This is a genomic window from Acidovorax sp. JG5, assembly GCF_017939685.1.
In the GTDB taxonomy this organism is placed as follows: domain Bacteria; phylum Pseudomonadota; class Gammaproteobacteria; order Burkholderiales; family Burkholderiaceae_C; genus Acidovorax.
This window is the reverse complement of the sequence record NZ_JAGKSE010000005.1, coordinates 1-20,555: the sequence shown is the minus strand read 5'-3', so window position 1 is coordinate 20,555 and position 20,555 is coordinate 1. Positions and strand designations below refer to the sequence as shown.

20 protein-coding genes and 2 riboswitches are annotated in these 20,555 nt (G+C 63.7%); of the genes, 15 read left to right on the top strand and 5 right to left on the bottom strand.

Going from position 1 to position 20,555, the window contains the following annotated elements; all coding sequences use genetic code 11:
* Position 1: 1 nt before the first annotated feature.
* Positions 2-709: a CoA transferase subunit A gene (locus tag J8G26_RS07755; RefSeq protein ID WP_210568509.1), complete on the bottom strand. Its 708-nt coding sequence runs from the start codon at positions 707-709 to the stop codon at positions 2-4.
* Positions 710-785: 76 nt separating this feature from the next.
* On the opposite strand from J8G26_RS07755, the gene J8G26_RS07750 reads away from it, so the two are divergent.
* Positions 786-1,331, top strand: a complete 546-nt coding sequence (locus tag J8G26_RS07750; RefSeq protein ID WP_087746050.1) for a PAS and helix-turn-helix domain-containing protein — start codon at positions 786-788, stop codon at positions 1,329-1,331.
* Positions 1,332-1,441: 110 nt separating this feature from the next.
* Here J8G26_RS07750 and katG read toward each other — a convergent pair whose 3' ends face one another.
* On the bottom strand, positions 1,442-3,601 hold the full coding sequence (katG, locus tag J8G26_RS07745; RefSeq protein WP_210568508.1) for a catalase/peroxidase HPI: 2,160 nt from the start codon (positions 3,599-3,601) through the stop codon (positions 1,442-1,444).
* 221 nt (positions 3,602-3,822) lie between these two features.
* Between katG and J8G26_RS07740 the strand changes: the two genes are divergently transcribed.
* Positions 3,823-4,407, top strand: coding sequence for a peroxidase-related enzyme (locus tag J8G26_RS07740; protein WP_210568507.1), 585 nt, complete (start codon positions 3,823-3,825; stop codon positions 4,405-4,407).
* A 62-nt stretch (positions 4,408-4,469) separates the two neighbouring features.
* On the opposite strand, the gene J8G26_RS07735 is transcribed toward J8G26_RS07740, so the two are convergent.
* Positions 4,470-4,892 carry an acyl-CoA thioesterase gene (locus J8G26_RS07735; RefSeq protein ID WP_210568506.1) on the bottom strand — a complete coding sequence of 141 codons (423 nt, stop codon included), beginning with the start codon at positions 4,890-4,892 and terminating at the stop codon, positions 4,470-4,472.
* Positions 4,889-5,671 (bottom strand): SDR family oxidoreductase, encoded by a 783-nt coding sequence (locus tag J8G26_RS07730; RefSeq protein WP_087746058.1) that lies wholly within the window; start codon positions 5,669-5,671, stop codon positions 4,889-4,891. Before J8G26_RS07730 ends, J8G26_RS07735 begins: the two co-directional genes overlap by 4 nt.
* 161 nt (positions 5,672-5,832) lie before the next feature.
* Here J8G26_RS07730 and J8G26_RS07725 point away from each other — a divergent pair, with 161 nt between their 5' ends.
* The 10 genes from J8G26_RS07725 (at position 5,833) to gcvP (ending at position 18,448) form a co-directional block, all read left to right on the top strand.
* On the top strand, positions 5,833-7,539 hold the full coding sequence (locus J8G26_RS07725) for an electron transfer flavoprotein-ubiquinone oxidoreductase (RefSeq protein WP_210568505.1): 1,707 nt from the start codon (positions 5,833-5,835) through the stop codon (positions 7,537-7,539).
* Between the two features lie 209 nt (positions 7,540-7,748).
* Positions 7,749-8,714 carry an ABC transporter substrate-binding protein gene (locus J8G26_RS07720; RefSeq protein ID WP_210568504.1) on the top strand — a complete coding sequence of 322 codons (966 nt, stop codon included), beginning with the start codon at positions 7,749-7,751 and terminating at the stop codon, positions 8,712-8,714.
* Positions 8,715-8,820: 106 nt separating this feature from the next.
* Positions 8,821-9,711 (top strand): ABC transporter permease, encoded by an 891-nt coding sequence (locus J8G26_RS07715; protein ID WP_210568503.1) that lies wholly within the window; start codon positions 8,821-8,823, stop codon positions 9,709-9,711.
* Positions 9,712-9,733: 22 nt separating this feature from the next.
* Positions 9,734-10,528: an ABC transporter ATP-binding protein gene (locus J8G26_RS07710; RefSeq protein ID WP_210568502.1), complete on the top strand. Its 795-nt coding sequence runs from the start codon at positions 9,734-9,736 to the stop codon at positions 10,526-10,528.
* A gap of 274 nt (positions 10,529-10,802) precedes the next feature.
* Positions 10,803-11,774 (top strand): TRAP transporter substrate-binding protein, encoded by a 972-nt coding sequence (locus J8G26_RS07705; protein ID WP_210568501.1) that lies wholly within the window; start codon positions 10,803-10,805, stop codon positions 11,772-11,774.
* 99 nt (positions 11,775-11,873) lie between these two features.
* Positions 11,874-12,368 carry a TRAP transporter small permease gene (locus tag J8G26_RS07700; protein WP_210568500.1) on the top strand — a complete coding sequence of 165 codons (495 nt, stop codon included), beginning with the start codon at positions 11,874-11,876 and terminating at the stop codon, positions 12,366-12,368.
* Entirely contained in the window at positions 12,365-13,642 is a 1,278-nt protein-coding gene (locus J8G26_RS07695; RefSeq protein WP_210568499.1) for a TRAP transporter large permease, read from the top strand. Before J8G26_RS07700 ends, J8G26_RS07695 begins: the two co-directional genes overlap by 4 nt.
* A 6-nt stretch (positions 13,643-13,648) precedes the next feature.
* Positions 13,649-13,756, top strand: a riboswitch (glycine riboswitch).
* Positions 13,757-13,769: 13 nt separating this feature from the next.
* Positions 13,770-13,899, top strand: a riboswitch (glycine riboswitch).
* 44 nt (positions 13,900-13,943) lie between these two features.
* Positions 13,944-15,080 carry a glycine cleavage system aminomethyltransferase GcvT gene (gene gcvT / locus J8G26_RS07690; protein WP_210568498.1) on the top strand — a complete coding sequence of 379 codons (1,137 nt, stop codon included), beginning with the start codon at positions 13,944-13,946 and terminating at the stop codon, positions 15,078-15,080.
* Positions 15,081-15,149: 69 nt separating this feature from the next.
* Positions 15,150-15,524: a glycine cleavage system protein GcvH gene (gcvH, locus tag J8G26_RS07685; protein ID WP_086912538.1), complete on the top strand. Its 375-nt coding sequence runs from the start codon at positions 15,150-15,152 to the stop codon at positions 15,522-15,524.
* A 35-nt stretch (positions 15,525-15,559) separates the two neighbouring features.
* Positions 15,560-18,448, top strand: coding sequence for an aminomethyl-transferring glycine dehydrogenase (gene gcvP, locus J8G26_RS07680; RefSeq protein WP_210568497.1), 2,889 nt, complete (start codon positions 15,560-15,562; stop codon positions 18,446-18,448).
* Positions 18,449-18,518: 70 nt separating this feature from the next.
* On the opposite strand, the gene J8G26_RS07675 is transcribed toward gcvP, so the two are convergent.
* Complete coding sequence (locus J8G26_RS07675; protein ID WP_210568496.1) at positions 18,519-19,544, bottom strand: integron integrase; 1,026 nt, start codon at positions 19,542-19,544, stop codon at positions 18,519-18,521.
* 140 nt (positions 19,545-19,684) lie between these two features.
* Here J8G26_RS07675 and J8G26_RS07670 point away from each other — a divergent pair, with 140 nt between their 5' ends.
* From J8G26_RS07670 to J8G26_RS07660, 3 genes are all read left to right on the top strand, one after another.
* On the top strand, positions 19,685-19,966 hold the full coding sequence (locus J8G26_RS07670; RefSeq protein WP_210568495.1) for a DUF1010 domain-containing protein: 282 nt from the start codon (positions 19,685-19,687) through the stop codon (positions 19,964-19,966).
* A 44-nt stretch (positions 19,967-20,010) separates the two neighbouring features.
* Positions 20,011-20,301 (top strand): DUF1010 domain-containing protein, encoded by a 291-nt coding sequence (locus J8G26_RS07665; RefSeq protein ID WP_210568494.1) that lies wholly within the window; start codon positions 20,011-20,013, stop codon positions 20,299-20,301.
* Positions 20,302-20,317: 16 nt separating this feature from the next.
* Positions 20,318-20,555, top strand: a 238-nt coding sequence (locus J8G26_RS07660) for a DUF1010 domain-containing protein (RefSeq protein ID WP_210568493.1), incomplete at its 3' end; no start/stop codon positions are given.

Below are 20,555 nucleotides of genomic sequence, written 5' to 3'. Positions count from 1 at the left end.
GTCAGGCTCCTGCTTTCTCTGTGACGGTTCTTTTCTCGATGCGCTTTTCGGGATGGGCGTGGTGCACGATGCGGTGCACATAGATACCGGGCAGATGGATCTGGTCGGGGTCGATCGCGCCCGTTTCCACCACCTCTTCCACCTCGACGATGCACAGTTTTCCGGCCATGGCCACGGCAGGGTTGAAGTTGCGTGCCGTCAGGCGAAACTGCAGGTTGCCCGATTGGTCGGCGCGCCAGGCCTTGACCAGCGAGACATCGGGCACCAGCGAGCGCTCCATCACATAGGTTTCGCCGTCGAACTCACGCAGCTCCTTGCCGTCAGCCACGATGGTGCCCACGCCGGTCTTCGTGAAAAAGGCCGGAATGCCCGCGCCGCCAGCGCGCAGCTTCTCGGCCAGCGTGCCCTGGGGCGTGAACTCCAGCTCCAGCTCCCCCGCCAGGTACTGGCGCTCGAACTCTTTGTTCTCGCCCACATAGGACGAGATCATTTTCTTGATCTGGCGCGTTTCGAGCAGCTTGCCCAAGCCAAAGCCATCCACGCCGGCGTTATTGGAGATCACGGAGAGATTTTTCACGCCCGAATCGCGCAGCGCATCGATCAGCGCCTCGGGAATGCCGCACAGGCCGAAGCCACCCACGGCCAGCAACTGGCCATCGGCAACCACGCCCTCAAGGGCCTTGGCTGCGGAAGGAAATAACTTTTTCACCACGATCTCCTTGATAGTTTTGATGCGCTACGATACTACGTAGATAGATAAGTAGTACCCCGTAAAGATTTGCACTATGGACGTTGATTACAGACTGGCCTTTGAATTTGCTCCCGTGGGTTTGGTGCTCTCGCGCAACCGCACCATGGTGGATTGCAACCGGCTGGTCTGTGAAATATTTGGCGCCTCGCGGGAGGTGCTGATCGGGCAATCTTTTGAGGTGCTCTACCCCAGTGCCGATGAGTACGAGCGTCTGGGTGCGCACATGGAACCCATCCTGAACGCCAAGGGCCACTATGCCGACAACCGCATCATGAAACGGGCCAACGGCGAAGTGTTCTGGTGCCATGTGTCAGGCCGGGCCCTCAACCGCAACGCTCCGCACGAATCAGGGATCTGGAGCTTTGAAGACCTCAGCGCGCAGCGCACCGTCAAGGCCGAACTCACGGGGCGCGAACGCGAAGTGGCAGCCAAGCTGCTCGAAGGCCTGACCTCCAAGGAAATCGGCAAGGCCCTGGAGATCAGCCACCGCACCGTGGAAATCTACCGCGCCCGCCTGATGCGTAAATACAGCGCCTCCACGGCCGCCGATCTGGTGCACAAGCTGGTGGCAGGTAATTAATCCCCATTGCGGCATGGAGGGGCGGCCGTGTCAGCCGCCTCGCCCATGCAGAAAGCACAACGCCACCTGCCCGACCCAAGCGGGCCAGGCAGGTGGCGTGATCAAAACCCTCAGACGTTGGCGGGCGCTTCAGCCAGATCGAAGCGGTCCAGGTTCATCACCTTGGTCCAGGCCGCCACAAAGTCGCGCACAAACTTTTCGTGGGCATCTGCGCTGGCATAGACCTCGGCCAGGGCCCGCAGCACCGCGTTGGAGCCAAACACCAGATCGTTGCGGGTGGCTGTGTACTTGACCGCACCGCTCTTGCGATCCCGGCCCTCGAACACCTGCGCCGTGTCGTCCACCGACTTCCACGCGGTGCCCATGTCCAGCAGGTTGACGAAGAAGTCGTTGCTGAGCACGCCCACCTTGTCAGTCAACACGCCGTGCTGGCTGCCGTCGTAATTGGCGCCCAGCACACGCAGGCCACCGATGAGGGCCGTCAACTGCGGCGCCGTCAGGGTGAGCTGCTGGGCCTTGTCTATCAACAACTCTTCCGTCGCGGTGCTGCTGGCAACGCGGCGGTAATTGCGGAAACCATCGGCCACCGGCTCCATCACGTCAAAGGACGCGACATCGGTCTGGTCCTGGCGCGCATCGACCCGGCCGGGGGCAAAGGGCACTTGCACCGACACGCCCGCCGCCTTGGCAGCCTGCTCCACGCCCACCACACCGGCCAGCACGATCACATCGGCCAGCGATGCCTTGCCAGACGCCTGCTGGATGGCTTGCAATTGGGGCAGCACACCCACGGCAATGGCGTTCACCGCCCAGTCCTTTTGCGGTGCCAGCGCCAGGCGTGCACCGTTGGCGCCACCGCGCTTGTCGCCGCCGCGGAACGTGGAGGCCGAGGCCCAGGCCACCGACACCAGTTCGCTGACCGACAGGCCCGAAGCCGCGATCTTCGCCTTCAGATCGGCAATGTCAGCCGTCGTGGGCTGGTGCTGCGGCGTGGGCAGCGGGTCTTGCCAGATCAGGTCTTCCTTCGGCACTTCGGGGCCGATGTAACGCGCCTTGGGGCCCATATCGCGGTGGGTCAGCTTGAACCAGGCGCGGGCAAAGGCTTCGTTGAATGCCTGTGGATCGTTCAAGAAGCGGCGCGAGATTTTCTCGAACGCGGGGTCAAAGCGCAGCGTCAGGTCGGTGACCAGCATCGTGGGCTTGCGCTTCTTGGCGGGATCGAACGGGTCGGGAACGATCTCGGGTGCGTCCTTGGCCTCGAACTGGATGGCCCCGGCCGGGCTGCGCGTCTGCACCCATTCGAACTTGAACAAGTTTTCGAAAAAGTTGTTGCTCCACTGGGTGGGCGTCTGGGTCCAGACCACTTCCAGGCCAGAGGTGATGGCGTCAGCGCCGCTGCCGCTGCCGTGGCTGCTGCTCCAGCCCAGGCCCATCTGCTCGATGGGTGCGGCCTCGGGCGCTGCGCCTACATGGCTGGCAGAAGCGGCGCCATGGGTCTTGCCCAGGGTGTGGCCACCGGCGATCAGCGCCACGATTTCCTCGTCGTCCATGGCCATGTTGCCAAAGGTGGCGCGGATGGCGGCTGCGGCAGACAGCGGGTCGCCGCTGGCGTTGGGGCCTTCGGGGTTGACGTAGATCAGGCCCATCTCGGTGGCGGCCAGGGGGTTCTTGGCCAGGGTCTCAGGGTTGCGGTGGGCCAGCCAAGCCTTCTCGTCGCCCCAGTTCACGTCCTGATCGGGTTCCCACACGTCTTCGCGGCCGGCGCCAAAGCCAAAGGTGCGAAAGCCCGCGTTTTCCAGCGCCACATTGCCCGCCAGAATCATCAGGTCGGCCCAGGAGATTTTTTGCCCGTACTTTTGCTTGACCGGCCACAGCAGGCGGCGCGCCTTGTCCAGGCTCACGTTGTCGGGCCAGCTGTTGAGCGGGGCAAAACGCTGCTGCCCGCGCCCGGCACCGCCACGGCCATCCACCGTGCGGTAGGTGCCCGAGCCGTGCCACGCCATGCGGATGAACAGGCCGGTGTAGGTGCCCCAGTCGGCGGGCCACCAGTCCTGCGAATCCGTCAGCAACGCTTTCAGGTCGGCCTTGAGGGCAGAGTAATCGAGCTTTTTGAACTCGGCGGCGTAGTTGAACTTCTCACCCAGCGGGTTGGAACGCTCGGAATGCTGGTTCAGCAAATCCACGCGCAACTGGTTCGGCCACCAGTCGCGGCTGGTGGTGCTGCCGCTGGTACCGGCTGCATGGAATGGGCATTTGGATTCTTCGGTCATGGAGAGCTCCTTGTGTGGATGATGGCAAGCGAAATGATAGTAAGCGGTTCAATAAAAAATAATCAATTCGCGCAATCTTATTGATAGTTTTTGACAACTATCTACCCCAGCAAACCCCAAAACCTGCACCCCACGCCGCAGGCAAGCCCCAGCGCAACGGCCCCCGCCAGGGCTCCGTGGTACGGTCACTGGAATCGACATTGACACCCAAGGAGACCCGCATGAGCCGCTACCCTTTTCCCGACCTGAGTGCCCTGCCCAAAGACATCCGCACCCGCATTCTCGAAGTGCAGGAGAAAGCGGGCTTCATCCCCAACGTGTTCCTGGCGTTTGCGCGCCGTCCGGCCGAATGGCGCGCGTTTTTTGCGTACCACGATGCGCTGATGCTCAAGGAAGAAGGCAGCCTGACCAAGGGCGAGCGCGAGATGATCGTCACTGCCACCAGTGCCGCCAACCAGTGCCTGTATTGCGTGGTGGCCCATGGCGCGATCTTGCGCATCTACGAAAAGAAACCGTTCGTGGCCGACCAGGTGGCCGTGAACCACCGCAAGGCCGACATCACGCCACGCCAGCGCACCATGCTCGACTTTGCAATGAAAGTCTGCCAGCGCTCGTACGAGGTCGAGGATGCCGACTTCACCGCCCTGCACGCCCATGGCTTTGACGACGAGGACATCTGGGACATTGCGGCCATCACGGCGTTCTTTGGCCTGAGCAACCGCATGGCCAGCTTTGCCGGCATGCAGCCCAACCCCGAGTTTTATCTGATGGGCCGCGTGCCCAAAGCCAGAAAACCCACCGAATAACGATGATTTTGATAGCTGCCAGCGCTTGATATTAAAGCGCTACACGGCAATTTGATTCAAAATCATCCACTGACCAGCGCCCGCATCCAGTCGAGCAGCGACACGGCTTTTTGCTGCGGAAAATCCACCCAGATGGTGGTCGCGCCGCCCGCCGCACAGATGGCGCCCGGCTGATCCACGCGCTCCATCGTGCCCCAGGTCTCGAACGTGGTGCGGCCCGGGTCGCTGACGTAGAGCTTGAGCAGCACGTCGGCCGGGTATTCCAGCTGCTTGTAGAAATTGCAGAACGCATTGGCGATCACCGGCCCCTGCCCGCGCGGGTCGGGGTTGCAGCCCACCGACACCAGCCATTCGATGCGCGCCGTTTCCAGGTAGCGGAAGTACACGGTGTTGTTGACGTGGCCCATCGCATCCATGTCGCCCCAGCGCACGGGAAAGCGCATTTCAAAGACGAGTTTCTTGACCTCTGGGACGTCAATCTTCATATCGCAAAGCCGTCGTCCGCCGCGATCACTGCGCCATTGACAAAGTGGCTCTGGTCGCTGGCCAGCATCACGATGAGCGCATCCAGGTCCTGCGGCTGCCCCACGCGCTTGCGCGGCAGCATGGAGATGAGTTTTTGGCCCTGCTCGGTGTCCCAATGGTGGTGGTTGATCTCGGTGTCGATGTAGCCGGGGCAGATGGCATTCACGTTGATGCCGAAGCGCCCCCACTCCAGCGCCATGGCGCGGGTCATCTGCACCACGGCGGCCTTGCTCATGCAGTAGGCGCCGATCTGCGGCAGCACCTTGAGCCCGGCCATCGAGGCGATGTTGATGATGCGCCCGCCCGTGAAACTGCCCGGCGCCGCGCCACGCGAGCGCGCCAGCATGCGCTTGCCCACCTCTTGCGCCACAAAGAACGCACCCTTCACGTTGGTGTCGAAGATGAAGTCGTAATCCTCAAGCGTCACGTCCTGGATGCGCTGCGTGGTGCTCACACCCGAGTTGTTGACCAGGATGTCGATGGAGCCCATTTCCGTCTCGGCATGGGCCACTGCGGCCTTGATGGAATCGAGGTCGGTCACATCAAGTTCAACCACATGGGCATCGCCCCCTTCGCCTTCGATGCGGGCCCGCAGTTCCTTGAGCTTTTCCAGCCGCCGGCTGGCCAGCACCACACCGGCACCCGCGCGGGCCAGGGTGCGCGCGAACTGGGCCCCCAGGCCGCTGGAGGCGCCCGTCACCAAGGCTACACGGCCGGACAAATCGATGCTGTAAGCCATTGAGAGTCTCTCCACAAATGAGAAATAGAACGAAAACAGTGAACGAAAACGCCCCTTCGATGGTGCGTATTCGCATGAATACAATCAGTCGCCAGACGGACAGTGCTTTATCGCCTTGTTGCAAAAAATCCATTCATTATCAAACGCCCGACGAGACGCCCATGACAAACCAAGAAATCCTCGCCCAATACGGTCCCCGCGAAGCCATGGAATATGACGTGGTCGTGGTGGGCGGCGGCCCCGCCGGCCTGTCCACCGCCATCCGGCTCAAGCAGCTGGCCGCCGAAAAAGGCCAGGACGTGTCGGTGGTGGTGCTGGAAAAAGGCTCCGAGCCCGGCGCGCACATTCTTTCGGGCGCGATCATGGACCCCAAGGCGCTGACCGAGCTGATTCCCAACTGGAAGGAACTCGGCGCCCCGCTGAACCAGCCCGTCACCGACGATGCCATGGTGTTCCTGGGCGAGAAATCGTCGTTTCGCACGCCCAACTTCCTGCTGCCAGGGTGTTTTCAGAACCACGGCAACTACATCGTCAGCCTGGGCAACGTCACGCGCTGGCTGGCGCAGCAGGCCGAGAACCTGGGCGTGGAAATTTTCCCCGGCTTTGCCGCCGCGGAAGTGCTCTACAACGACAACGGCAGCGTCAAGGGCGTGGCCACCGGCAACATGGGCGTGAGCAAGGAAGGCGAGCCCACGGGCGACTTCCAGCTCGGCATGGAACTGCACGCCAAATACACCATCTTTGCCGAAGGCGCGCGCGGCCACCTGGGCAAGCAGGTCATCGCCCGCTTCAAGCTCGATGCGCAAAGCGACCCGCAGACCTACGGCCTGGGCATCAAGGAACTGTGGGAAATCGACCCCGCCCGCCACCAGCCCGGCTTCGTGCTGCACACCGCCGGCTGGCCCATGGACAACAACACCTATGGCGGCGCCTTCCTGTACCACCTGGAAGACAACAAGGTCACGCTGGGCTTCATCACGGGCCTGGACTACGCCAACCCCTACCTCAGCCCGTTCGAGGAATTCCAGCGCTGGAAGACGCACGCCAACATCCGCTACTACCTGGAAGGCGACGAATCCAAGGGCATCAAGCCGGCCAAGCGCATCAGCTACGGCGCACGCGCCATCACGGCCGGCGGCCTGATGAGCCTGCCCAAGACCGTGTTCCCGGGCGGCGCGCTGGTGGGCTGCGATGCGGGTTACCTCAACGTCAGCCGCATCAAGGGCAGCCATGCCGCCATCAAGACCGGCATGCTGGCCGCCGAAGCGGCCTATGACGCCGTCACGGGCGGACGCCAGCACGACGAACTCACGGCCTACCCCAAGGCGTTCGAAGCCAGCTGGCTCTACACCGAGCTGAACAAGGCGCGCAACTTCAAGGCATGGTTCAAGAAGGGCCTGACGGTGGCCACGGTGATGAACGGTATCGAGCAGTTCGCGCTCAAGGGCCACATCCCATGGACGCTGCACCGCGACAAGCCCGACCACGCTTATCTGAAGCCCGCTGCCGAGTGCAAGCCCATCGCCTATCCCAAGCCCGATGGCAAGATCACCTTCGACCGCTTGAGCAGCGTGTTCATCAGCAGCACCAACCACGCAGAGAACCAGCCAGCCCACCTCACGCTCAAAGATGCCAGCGTGCCGGTAAACACCAACCTGGCCCAATACGCCGGCCCCGAGGCCCGCTACTGCCCGGCTGGTGTGTACGAGTTCGTGCCCGACACAGCCAAGGGCGGCAACGCCCAGCGCCTGCAGATCAACGCGCAAAACTGCGTGCACTGCAAGACCTGCGACATCAAGGACCCGACGCAGAACATTGTCTGGGTCACACCCGAAGGCGGCGGCGGCCCCAACTACTCGGGCATGTAAAAACCATAGCACCTTGCGCTTGTATGGCCTGCGCTGCAGGCCTTTTTCGTTCATATTCAGTCACGCCCCGCTGAAAACCCGACCCTGGCGCGAGGGGGCTTGCCCCGCCTGCCGGCGCATTGCCCCATCGCAGTAAAATTGGCAGCCGGCCCCGATGCCACATGCGCCGACCCTATCCCTCCAAAACCAGAAAGACCGCGCCAATAAACATGAAGCAATTGCCCTGGATGTCCCTGGGCGCCCTGGCCCTGGCCGTGGCCGTCGTAGCTCCGGCCAGCGCGCAACAAAAATCCGTGGCGGTGACCGCCATCGTCGAACACCCCGCCCTTGACTCCGTGCGCGACGGTGTGCAGGCCGCGTTGAAAGAAGCCGGTTTTGAAGCCGGCAAGAACCTCAAATGGCAATACCAGAGCGCCCAGGGCAACACCGGCACGGCAGCGCAAATCGCCCGCAAATTCGTCGGTGACAAGCCCGATGCCATCGTCGCCATCGCCACGCCGTCCGCCCAGGCCGTGATTGCCTCGACCAAGACCGTTCCCGTCGTGTTCTCGGCCGTGACCGACCCCGTGGCCGCCAAGCTGGTGAAGAACTGGGAGCCCTCGCACAACAACGTGACCGGCGTGTCCGACCTGCTGGCACTCGATAAGCAAATGGACCTGGTCAAGCAGGTCGTGCCCGGTGCCAAGCGCGTGGGCGTGGTTTACAACCCCGGCGAGGCCAATTCGGCCGTCGTGGTCAAGCAGCTGCAGGCCCTGCTGCCCAAGCTGGGCATGACGCTGGTCGAGGCCGCAGCGCCCCGCTCGGTGGACGTGAGCAGCGCCGCGCGCAGTCTGATCGGCAAGGTCGATGTGATCTACACCAGCACCGACAACAACGTGGTCTCGGCCTACGAGGCGCTGGTGAAGGTGGGCCAGGAGGCCAAGATTCCGCTGGTGGCAGCGGACTCCGACAGTGTCAAGCGCGGCGCCATCGCCGCCTTCGGCATCAACTACCGCGATCTGGGCGAGCAGACCGGCCGCATGGTGGCGCGCATCCTGAAGGGCGAAAAACCCGGCGACATCAAGCCCGAGATCAGCACCAAGATGGAACTGTTCGTGAACCCGGGCGCTGCCGAGAAACAGGGCGTGAAGCTGTCTGACGCGCTGATCAAGTCGGCCGCGCAGGTTGTGCAGTAAGCGCCAGCCGCAACCGGATTGGGTCATCAGACCCGGCCCCCTCCGGCAGGAGCCATGCCCCCGCGTGGCTCCTGCTTTGTTTTTCAACCTCTAGCCCCGCTGCCCCATGTCCTTCTTTTCCCTGCTCGGCGCCGTTGAAATCGGCCTGATCTTCAGCCTGGTGGCGCTGGGCGTGTTCATCTCGTTTCGGCTGCTGCGCTTTCCCGATCTCACGGTGGATGGCAGCTTCCCGCTGGGTGGCGCCGTCTGCGCCATCCTGATCTCCACCGGCACCAACGCCTGGCTGGCCACGCTGGCGGCCACGGCGGCGGGCGCGGTGGCCGGGCTGATCACCGGCTGGCTCAACGTCAAGCTCAAGATCATGGACCTGCTCGCCAGCATCCTGATGATGATTGCGCTGTATTCGATCAACCTGCGCATCATGGGCGGGCCCAACGTGCCCCTCATCAATGACCCCACGCTGTTCGTGCTGCTGCAGCCCGAAGGCATGGAGGATTTCATCGCGCGCCCGCTGATCCTGGTCGTCATCGTGCTGGCCGCCAAGCTGCTGCTCGACTGGTTCTTTGCCACCGAACGCGGCCTGGCCATCCGCGCCACCGGCTCGAATGCGCGCATGGCCCGCGCCCAGGGCGTGAACACCGGCGCCATGCTGCTGCTGGGCATGGCGGTTTCCAACGGCCTGGTGGGCCTGGCCGGTGCACTGTTTGCGCAAACCCAGGGCGGCTCGGACATTTCCATGGGCATCGGCACCATCGTCATCGGCCTGGCCGCCGTGATCGTGGGCGAGAGCATCCTGCCCTCGCGCCGCCTGTTCTATGCCACGCTGGCCGTGGTCATCGGCGCCATTGCCTACCGATTTTTCATCGCGCTGGCGCTCAACAGCGACTTCATTGGCCTGAAGGCGCAAGACCTGAACCTCGTGACCGCCGTGCTGGTGGCCGTGGCGCTGGTGATTCCGCAGCTCAAGCGCAAGTTCGCCAAGCGCAAGCCGTCCTGAACCCGCGCACCGAAAGAGCCCCATGCTGAGCGCCCAACACCTCGAAATCACCTTCAACCCCGGCACGCCGATCGAAACGCGCGCCCTGCGCGGCATGTCGCTGGACATTCCGGCCGGGCAATTTGTCACCGTCATCGGCTCCAACGGCGCCGGCAAGTCCACCTTTCTCAACGCCATCTCGGGCGACCAGACGGTGGACAGTGGCCGCATCGCCATCGACGGCGTGGATGTCACGCGCATGCCCGTATGGGCCCGCGCCGAGCGCGTGGCCCGCGTGTTCCAGGACCCGATGGCCGGCACCTGCGAAGACCTCACCATCGAGGAAAACATGGCGCTGGCGCAGCGCCGCGGCGCCTTCCGCAACCTGGGCCGCGCCGTCAAGGCATCCATGCGCGAAGGCTTTCGCGAACGCCTGGCCACGCTGGGCCTGGGCCTGGAAAACCGCCTGACCGACCGCATCGGCCTGCTCTCGGGTGGCCAGCGCCAGGCGGTGAGCCTGCTCATGGCGGCGCTGCAGCCGTCGCGCATCCTGCTGCTCGATGAGCACACCGCCGCGCTCGACCCGCGCACCGCCGACTTCGTGCTGCGCCTGACCGAGCGCATCGTGCAAGAGAACAAGCTGACCACCATGATGGTCACGCACAGCATGCGCCAGGCGCTCGACGTGGGCGAACGCACCGTGATGCTGCACCAGGGCCAGGTGGTGCTCGATGTTTCCGGCGAAGAGCGCAAGCGCCTGGATGTGCCCGACCTGCTGCACATGTTCGAGAAAGTGCGCGGCGAAAAGCTGTCGGACGACGCCCTGCTTCTGGGTTGAAGCGGGCGCAGACTGCGCCTTTTAACTATCAAATCAATAGCTGCTCGCGCTTACTGGATAAGCGCCAGCAGCTATTTTTGCTTGCAGATTCAACGAGTCCGGTAGTTGCGGCACTTGTGGAACTCCCATGCGCCGCTGATAAGCATGCTTACCAGCACAAACCCCGATGCCCGACGCCATGCTGCAGCGCCATAATTTTTGCAGTGCGCGGCGCAGGCCCGCGCCGCAACCTGCACCACAGGCCGCACGCAACCATCCCCCTTCAGGAGACACCATGCAATTGACCAGACTCGTCGTCGGCCTCGGCCTTGCCATCGGCTTCATGGCCACTGCCGCCGCGCAAACCACCATGCGCATCAGCATCTCGACGGCGCAGAACTCACACCAGGGCGTGGCCATCGATACTTTTGCCAAGGAAGTCGAAAAGCGCACGGGCGGCCGCTACAAGGTGCAGACCTTCTACAACGGGGCCCTCGGCGGCGAGCGCGAGTCGATTGAAGCAGTGCAACTGGGCACGCAGGAGCTGGCCTTCAGCTCCACCGGCCCCATCCCCAATTTCGTGCCCGAAACAAAAATCCTCGATGTGCCCTTCCTGTTCCGCGACAAGGCCCATGCGCGCGCCGTGCTCGACGGCCCCATCGGCCAGGAGATGCTGACCAAGTTCGACAGCAAGGGCTTCAAGGCGCTGGCCTGGGCCGAAAACGGCTTTCGCCACATGACCAACAGCAAGCGCGACGTGAAGGAGCCCGGCGACCTCAAGGGGCTGAAGATGCGCACCATGGAGAACCCCGTGCACATCGCGGCCTACAAGGGCTTTGGCATCATCACCACGCCCATGGCCTTCCCCGAGGTGTTTACGGCCCTGCAGCAAGGCACCGTGGACGGCCAGGAAAATCCGCTGCCCGTCATCATCTCGGCCAAATTCGATCAGGTGCAAAAGCACCTCACGCTCACCGGTCATGTGTACTCGCCCTGCATCTTCGTGATGAACAAGGCGGCTTTTGAAAAGCTCAGCGCTGCCGACAAGCAGGCTTTCCTCGATGCCGCCAAAGAAGGCACCAAGGCCAACCGTGCGCGCGTGGACGAGGACGATGCCAAGGGTGTGGCCGACCTGCGCGCCAAGGGCATGACCGTGATCGACACCGTGGACAAGGCCAAGTTCGTGGCCGCGTTGGCGCCCGTCAATGCCGAGTTTGAAAAGCAGTTCGGCAAGGCAGCGCTCGACAAGATCCGCAACGTGAAGTAAACCGCAAAGCGCTTTCTTTTTGATAGCTATCAGCGCCCGTCGGCAAAGCGCCAACGGGCGTTTTTATTCATATATTCTGCTTTCCGATCCGTGCCGCCCATGAAAAACCTGTTTCTTAGCTTTGAGCGCTACTGCACCGGGGCGGCCATGCTCGGCGCCTGCGCCATGCTGGCCGTGGCCTCGTCACTGGGCATGTTCCAGATCCTCATGCGCTTCGTGTTCGAGCAGCCCGCCGAATGGACCGAGGTGCTGATCCGCTTCAGCCTGATCTGGATGGTGTTTCTGGCCATTCCGGCCGCCTTTCGCCAGGGGGCGATGGTGAGCGTGGACGTGCTCTACCGCTGGAGCCCGCCGCGCGTTCGCCGTGTGCTCGACTGGGTGGTGTGCCTGGCCGCGCTGGCGCTGATCGGCGTGATCATCTGGTGGGGCTGGGACTACGCGCAGCGCGGCGGCGTGCAAAGCATGGCCGGGCTGGAGTCGGTGTCGATGTTCTGGGCGTATCTGGCCATGCCGGTGGGCGGATTGTTCTGCGTGGTGGGAATCATCGGCAACCTGATCGATCCCCAGCGCATGGAACTGGAGACCGCGCAATGACGCCAGTAATGATCTTCACCATGGTGCTTTGCTTTGCACTCACCGTCTCCGTGGCCGTGTCGATCGGGCTGGCCTCCATCCTGGGTATTCAAGTGGCCAACGCCAACATGCTGATCGCGGTCAAGGAGATGTTTGCCTCGATCAACAAGTTTCCGCTGGCCGCCATTCCGTTCTTCATCCTGGCGGGCAACCTGATGGAAACCGGCGGCATCTCGCGCCGGCTGGTCGAGTTTGCCAAGAGCATCGTGGGCGGCGTGCAGGGGGGCCTGCCCATGACCTGCGTGCTCACCTGCATGATCTTTGCGGCCGTGTCGGGCTCGTCGGTGGCCACCACCTTTGCCATCGGCGCCATCCTGATCCCTGCGCTCATCAAGCACGGCTACCCCACCAGCTATGCCGCGGCGCTGCAGGCCACCAGCGCCGAGCTGGGCGTGATCATTCCGCCCTCCATTCCCATGATCCTGTACGGCGTGAGCGCCGAAGTGTCTATTGGCGAGCTGTTCATTGCCGGCTTTGGCCCCGGCCTGCTGATCAGCGGCGCGCTGATGCTGTTTGTCTGGGCCTACTGCAAATACAAGGGCTGGGGCAAGAACGACGGCGATGGCCGCATGCCCTTTGGCCGCGCCACGCTGCAGGCGGGGTGGGCCTTGTTCATGCCCGTGATCATTCTGGGCGGCATTTATGGCGGGGTGTTCACCCCCACCGAGGCATCGGCCGTGGCGGTTTTCTATGCGCTGGTGGTGGGCGTGGTGATCTACCGCGAGATCAAGGTCAAGGACCTGTTCGCCATCCTGCGCAAGTCGGCCATCTCGTCGGCGGTGATCATGTTCATCATCGCCAACGCCGGCCTGTTTGCCTTTCTCATCACGCGCGCCGGCGTGCCAGATGCCATTGGCCGCTGGCTGGAGGCGGTGCTGCAATCCCCCGCGCTCTTTTTGCTAGGCGTGAACGCGGCGCTGTTCATCATCGGCATGTTCATCGAAACCAGTGCGGCCATCATCGTGCTGGCGCCCATCCTGGCGCCCGTGGCAATGCACTTCGGCATCGACCCGGTGCACTTCGGCCTGATCATGGTGGTCAACCTGGCACTGGGCATGATCACGCCGCCGTTTGGCGTGAACCTGTTTGCTGCCTGCACGGTGGCGCGCATATCGCTGGACCGCATCATCCGGCACCTGCTGCCATTCGTGTGCGTGATCCTGGTGTGTCTGATGGTCATCACCTATGTGCCGTGGATTTCGCTCGCGCTGCGCGATCTGGTGTACGCGAAGTAAGTACAATCGTGCCCGTCAGGAGAGAGTGCCCCGTCCCTTGCATTGCAGGATGAGAGGCACCGCCGAAGGCGCAGGAACACCCGAACGCTCAGGCAAAAGGACTGGCAAACGCCCGCAGTGATGTGGGCGTTCCCTTGCTGGAGAGAGATGGCCCCACACGAAAACTGTGCGCGAGGCCATCCACCGAAGGAGCAAACCGCACAGCCAGCCAGGGTGTTGCGGTGAATCTCTCAGGTAAAGCGGACAGCAGGGCAAATCCCGTGGCACATGTGCCGCGGCCCCCATTTGCCCTGGAGCTTTCATGTCCGCCCCTGCCGCCGCCCCCCTGCTCAACACGCCCCTGAACGCCCTGCACATCGAGCTGGGCGCCCGCATGGTGCCGTTTGCCGGCTATTCCATGCCCGTGCAATACCCCGCTGGCCTGATGGCCGAGCACCAGCACACGCGCAGCGCTGCTGGATTGTTCGACGTGTCCCACATGGGCCAGCTCAAACTGGTCGGCCCCGACGCCGCTGCCGCGTTCGAGAGCCTGATGCCAGTGGACGTGATCGACCTGCCCGTGGGCAAGCAGCGCTACGGGCTGCTGCTGAACGACGCGGGCGGCATCATCGACGACCTGATGTTCTTTCGCGTGGCGCAAAACGAGATCTTCGTGATCGTCAACGGCGCCTGCAAGGTGGCTGACATCGCGCACATCCAGGCCCGCATCGGCCAGCGCTGCGAAGTCATCCCCATGCCCGACCACGCGCTGCTGGCGCTGCAGGGACCGCAGGCCGTCACCGCCCTGTCGCGCCTGGCGCCGGGCATTGAAAAGCGGGTGTTCATGACCGGCGGCCACTATTCCATCGCCGGCTGCGACTGCTTTGTCACGCGCAGCGGCTACACCGGCGAAGACGGCTTCGAAATCTCGGTGCCCGCCGCGCAGGCCGACACCCTGGCCCGCGCCCTGCTCGCGCAGCCTGAAGTCAAGCCCATCGGCCTGGGCGCGCGCAACTCGCTGCGCCTGGAAGCGGGCCTGTGCCTGTATGGCAACGACATCGACACCACCACCACCCCCGTGGAAGCGGCCATTGGCTGGGCGATGCAGAAGGTGCGCCGAACCGGCGGTGCTCGCGCAGGCGGCTTCCCCGGCGCCGACACGGTGCTGGCGCAACTCGACAACCCGGCCAGCCTGCAGCGCAAACGCGTGGGCCTGATCGCGCTGGAGCGCGTGCCCGTGCGCGAACACACCGAGCTGCAAAGCCTGGACGGCCAGAAGATCGGCGAAGTCACCAGCGGCCTCCTGGGCCCCACCATCGACAAACCCGTGGCCATGGGCTACGTGCTGCCCGCCCATGCGGCACTGGGCACGCGCGTCAACGCCATCGTGCGCGGCAAGGCCGTGCCCATGGAAGTGAGCGCCATGCCCTTTGTGCCCACCCGCTACTACCGCGGCTGATTGCCCCACGCCGCCGCCGCAGGGCCCGGCTACATTCCGGATTCCTTCATTTTTTCCAGGAGCTTTTCCATGACGATCAAATTTTCCAAAGACCACGAATGGATCAACGCCGCCGACGCCAATGCGGCCGTGGTCGGCATCACCGTGCACGCCCAGGACGCGCTGGGCGACGTGGTGTTTGTGGACCTGCCCGCCGTGGGCACCACGTTTGCCCAGGGCGACGTGGCCGGCGTGGTCGAGTCGGTCAAGGCCGCCGCCGACGTGTACATGCCGGTCTCCGGCGAAGTGGTCGAAGTGAACGAAGCCCTGCGCGCCGACCCCTCGCTGGCCAACTCCGACCCGCTCAACACCGGCTGGTTCTTCAAGGTCAAGCTCAGCGACGCCAGCCAGCTCGATGCGCTGCTGGACGAAGCCACCTACGCTGATTTCGCCAAAAACGCCTGAGCGCCAGGCCTGACAACCCCTTCTGAGACTGCCCTATGTTGATGCCATCTGCCTTGCCGCTCGGCGAGCTTGAAAACGCCACCGAATTCCTGCCCCGCCACATCGGCATCGACGCAGCCGACGAAGCGCACATGCTGTCGGTGATCGGCGAGGCCTCGCGCCGCGCCCTCATCGACTCCATCGTGCCGCGCTCCATCGCGCGCAGCCGCGCCATGGATCTGCCGCTGCCGGTCACGGAAGCGGCGGCGCTGGCAGAACTCAAGGCGATGGCATCGCAGAACAAGCTGCTCAAAAGCTTCATCGGACAGGGTTATTACGGCACCCACATCCCCGGCGTCATCCTGCGCAACATCCTCGAAAACCCCGCCTGGTACACGGCCTACACGCCCTACCAGGCCGAAATTTCGCAAGGTCGCATGGAGGCGCTGGTCAACTTCCAGACCATGGTGTGCGACCTCACGGCCATGCCGATCGCCAATGCGTCCATGCTGGACGAAGCCACCGCCGCGGCCGAGGCCATGACGCTGGCCAAGCGCTCGGTCAAGTCCAAGAGCAACGTGTTTGTGGTGGCCGGTGACGCGCACCCGCAGACCATCGAAGTCATCCAGACCCGCGCCAAGCCCCTGGGCATCGAGGTGGTGCTGGCCCATTCCGCCGCCGAGTGGGAGGCCGCACTGAACGGAGACTATTTCGCCGTGCTGGCCCAATACCCCGCCACCAGCGGCCGCATTGACGACCTGCGCGCCGACGTGGACAAGGCCCATGCCAAGCAGGCCGCCTTCATCGCCGCCGCCGACCTGCTGGCCCTCACGCTGATCACCCCGCCCGGCGAATGGGGCGCCGACATCGTGGTGGGCACCACCCAGCGCCTGGGCATGCCCATGGGCGCGGGCGGCCCGCACGCCGCCTACATGGCCTGCCGCGACGAGTTCAAGCGCAGCCTGCCCGGCCGCCTGGTGGGCGTAAGTGTGGACGTGCACGGCAAGCCCGCCTACCGCCTGGCGCTGCAAACGCGCGAGCAGCACATCCGCCGCGAAAAGGCCACGTCCAACATCTGCACCGCGCAGGTGCTGCCGGCCGTGATTGCCAGCATGTACGCCGTGTACCACGGCCCCCAGGGCCTCAAGCGCATTGCCCAGCGCGTGGCCAGCTACACGGCCATCCTGGCCAAAGGGCTGGAGCAGCTCGGCGCGCCGGTGCGCCCGCAGGCCTGCTTCGACACGCTGACGCTGAAGACCGACGGCGCTACCAAAGCGATAGCTGCCCGCGCAGTATCCATGGGCGCCAACCTGCGAATTTACTTCGAAAACCAGCTGTGCATCTCGCTCGACGAGACCACCACGCGCGCCGACATCGAGCTGCTGTGGAAGATCTTCGCCCAGGACGGCCAGGCGCTGCCCACGTTTGACGCCTTTGAAAAGGGCGTGGAGCCGCTGATCCCCGCCGAACTGCGCCGCACCAGCGCCTACCTCACGCACCCGGTGTTCAACACCCACCACAGCGAAACCGGCATGCTGCGCTACATCCGCCAGCTGTCCGACAAGGACCTGGCACTGGACCGCAGCATGATCCCGCTGGGCTCTTGCACCATGAAGCTCAATGCCACGAGCGAGATGATCCCCATCACCTGGCCCGAATTTGCCAACGTGCACCCGTTCGCCCCGGCCGACCAGCTCGAAGGCTACCGCCTGCTCGACGAACAACTGCGCGCCTGGCTGTGCCAAGCCACGGGCTATGCCGGCATCAGCCTGCAGCCCAACGCAGGCAGCCAGGGCGAATACGCGGGCCTGCTGGCCATCAAGGCCTACCACGAAGCCCAGGGCCACGGGCACCGCAACATCTGCCTGATCCCCAGCAGCGCGCACGGCACCAACCCCGCCAGCGCGCAGATGGCGGGCATGCAGGTGGTGGTGACCCAATGCGATGCCAACGGCAACGTGGACATGGCCGACCTGCAGGCCAAGTGCGAGCAGCACAGCGCCAACCTGGCCGCGGTGATGATCACCTACCCCAGCACGCACGGCGTGTTCGAGACCCAGGTCAAAGAGCTGTGCGCGCTGGTGCACCAGCACGGCGGCCGCGTCTATGTAGACGGCGCCAACATGAACGCCCTGGTGGGCGTGGCCGCCCCCGGCGAGTTCGGCGGCGACGTGAGCCACCTGAACCTGCACAAGACCTTCTGCATCCCCCACGGCGGTGGCGGCCCCGGCGTGGGCCCTGTGTGCGTGGTGGCCGACCTGGTGCCCTACCTGCCCGGCCATGCCACGGCCGGCGTGGCCGGTGGCGTGGGTGCGGTGTCGGCTGCGCCCCTGGGCAATGCCGCGGTGCTGCCCATCAGCTGGATGTATTGCCGCATGATGGGCGCCGAGGGCCTGCAAGCGGCCACCGAAACCGCCATCCTGTCAGCCAACTACATCAGCGCGCGCCTCAAGGACCACTACCCCACGCTGTACGCCAGCGCCAACGGCCATGTGGCGCATGAGTGCATCCTGGACCTGCGCGGCCTGAAGGACACCAGCGGCGTGATGGCCGAGGACGTGGCCAAGCGCCTGATCGACTACGGCTTCCACGCCCCCACCCTGAGCTTCCCTGTGCCCAACACGCTGATGGTGGAACCCACCGAGAGCGAAACGCTGTTCGAGATCGACCGCTTCATCGACGCCATGATCGCCATCCGGGGTGAAATCCGCCAGATCGAATCCGGCGCCTGGCCGCAGGACAACAACCCGCTGAAAAACGCCCCGCACACGGCCGAGAGCCTGCTGGGCAGCGAATGGGCCCGCCCCTACACCCGCGAGGCAGCCGCCTACCCGGTGGCGGCCCTGCGCAGCAACAAGTACTGGTCGCCCGTGGGCCGCGTGGACAACGTCTATGGCGACCGTAACCTGTTCTGCAGCTGCGTGCCAGTGAGCGAACTGGAGTAAAGCGCACTGATGCAGCGCTGTGATGGCGCTGCTGCAACACAACAAAGGCCCGGTGACGGGCCTTTGTGCTTTACAGCGCATCGAGCGGGCTGAGCACGCCGCGCCCGCCCTTGTTGAGCACATGCGTATAAATCATGGTGGTGCTCACATCGGCATGGCCCAGCAGCTCTTGCACCGTGCGAATGTCGTAGCCCGCTTGCAACAAATGCGTAGCGAATGAATGGCGCAGCACATGCGGACTCACCGGCTTGTCGATCTGCGCCAGCTGGGCCGCCTCGCGCACCGCGCGCTGCACCGACTCGGGGTACACATGGTGGCGCCGCTCCAGCAAAGCGCCCGTCACTGCGTCGGGGCGCGGATCAACGGAGCGCACTGGCGACGGAAAGACCCATTGCCAAGCCCAGCTGCGGTCCGCATGGACGTACTTCACCGCCAGCGCATGCGGCAAATGCACACGGCCAAACCCCGCCTCCACGTCCTTTTCGTGCAACGCCCGCGCCTTCTGCAATTGCTGCTGCAACGGCTGAATCAGGTTCTCGGGCAACACGGTGATGCGGTCTTTATTCCCTTTGCCTTCGCGAATCACAATCTCGCGCCGGGCAAACTCCACATCCTTGACGCGCAGGCGCAGCGCCTCCAGCAAGCGCATGCCCGTGCCATACAGCAACTGCGCAATCAGCCCGGTCGTGCCCTGCATGTGCAACAGCAAAGCACGCACCTCGGTGGCCGTCAGCACCACCGGCAGGCGTCTGGGCGTTTTGGCCTGCACCACATCTTCCAGCCAGGGCAAATCCACACCCAGCACCTGCTTGTATAAATACAGAATCGCCGCCTTGGCCTGGTTCTGGGTCGATGCAGATACCTGGCGCTGCACCGCCAAATGTGTCAAAAATGCTTCTACCTCCGCCGCACCCATCTCTTGCGGATGGCGCTTTCCGTGAAACAGGATAAAGCGCCGCGCCCAATCGACATAAGCCGTCTCGGTGCGAATGCTGTAATGGCGCGTGCGCAGATGGTCACGCAAACGATCCAAAAGTTTGGGCGCTGGGGCTGCCCCCGGTGCGGTGGGTGCGGCACGATCGGAAGACGATGTCATCCGGAAAATTTTAGGTTTGCCTAAACAGCATCACCTGGGTACTATCCCTACGTACCAATGGATACATCTTGTTTTGGCAGACCAACTTGCTTACGATGGCCGTCGTCTAATTCTAGTTAGTCCCCTCATATTCCCGCTTTATGCAGGCCCGCATTTATTCCAGCGTTTCGCCTTTCTCAAGCGTTGATTCGCTGGGGTTTTCGCGCTGCGCTGGGCTTCGCCTGCATGCGCTGCGCCAGTTTGCAGTCTTTTTGGCTGCCAGCCCTTGCGTAGCAAGCGCTACCCGCTATCATTTTCAGCGCTGCGCCGCCTCCGTAGCCCAGCGCTTTGTAGTGGGCTGCGCCCGTCTTCAAGCCCGGCGCTCCCTTCCGGCCTTCGGGTCTAACCATTCGTCGCAGCCGACCGCCTACGGCGGCGGCTGAACTCAGGGCGTTAGCACCGCAGAAAACCCGCTTTACTCAAGCCCATGCTTTCTCAAACGGCGTTCAACTTCTCAAGCGTTCTTCAGCGCTGGGCTTGCCGTTTCTCCGGGCTTCGCCTGGTGGCGTTGTGTCGATTTCCAGCCTTTTTAGGCTCTAGCCCTTGCGTGGCAAGCGCAAGCAGCTATCGTTTTACAAGCGCTGTGCTGCCTCGGTGGCGCAGCGCTTTTTCACAGTTCGTGCCCGTCGTCAAGTTAGGGTTACCCGTTTTGGCTTCTGGTTCTAACATTTCGGTCAAGCCGACCCGCATTCTGCGGTCGGCTTACCTCGCCCGTTAGTCCCATCACCCGCTTTATGCGCGCAGCCACTTGTTCCAGCGCTTGGCCCTGCTCCAAAGGCTTTCAAGCCTTTTTGGCCTCCAGCGCCTTTGTAGCAAGCGCCACCAGCTATCATTCTTGCAGCGCTGCGCCGCTCTCGTGGCCCAGCGCTTTTTCGTGGGCTGCGCCCTGGTCCAAGTCCGGGCGCTCCCTTTTGGCCTTCGGGTCTAACCCTGCGGTCAAGCGGACCCGCATTCTGCGGGCCGCTTACCTTG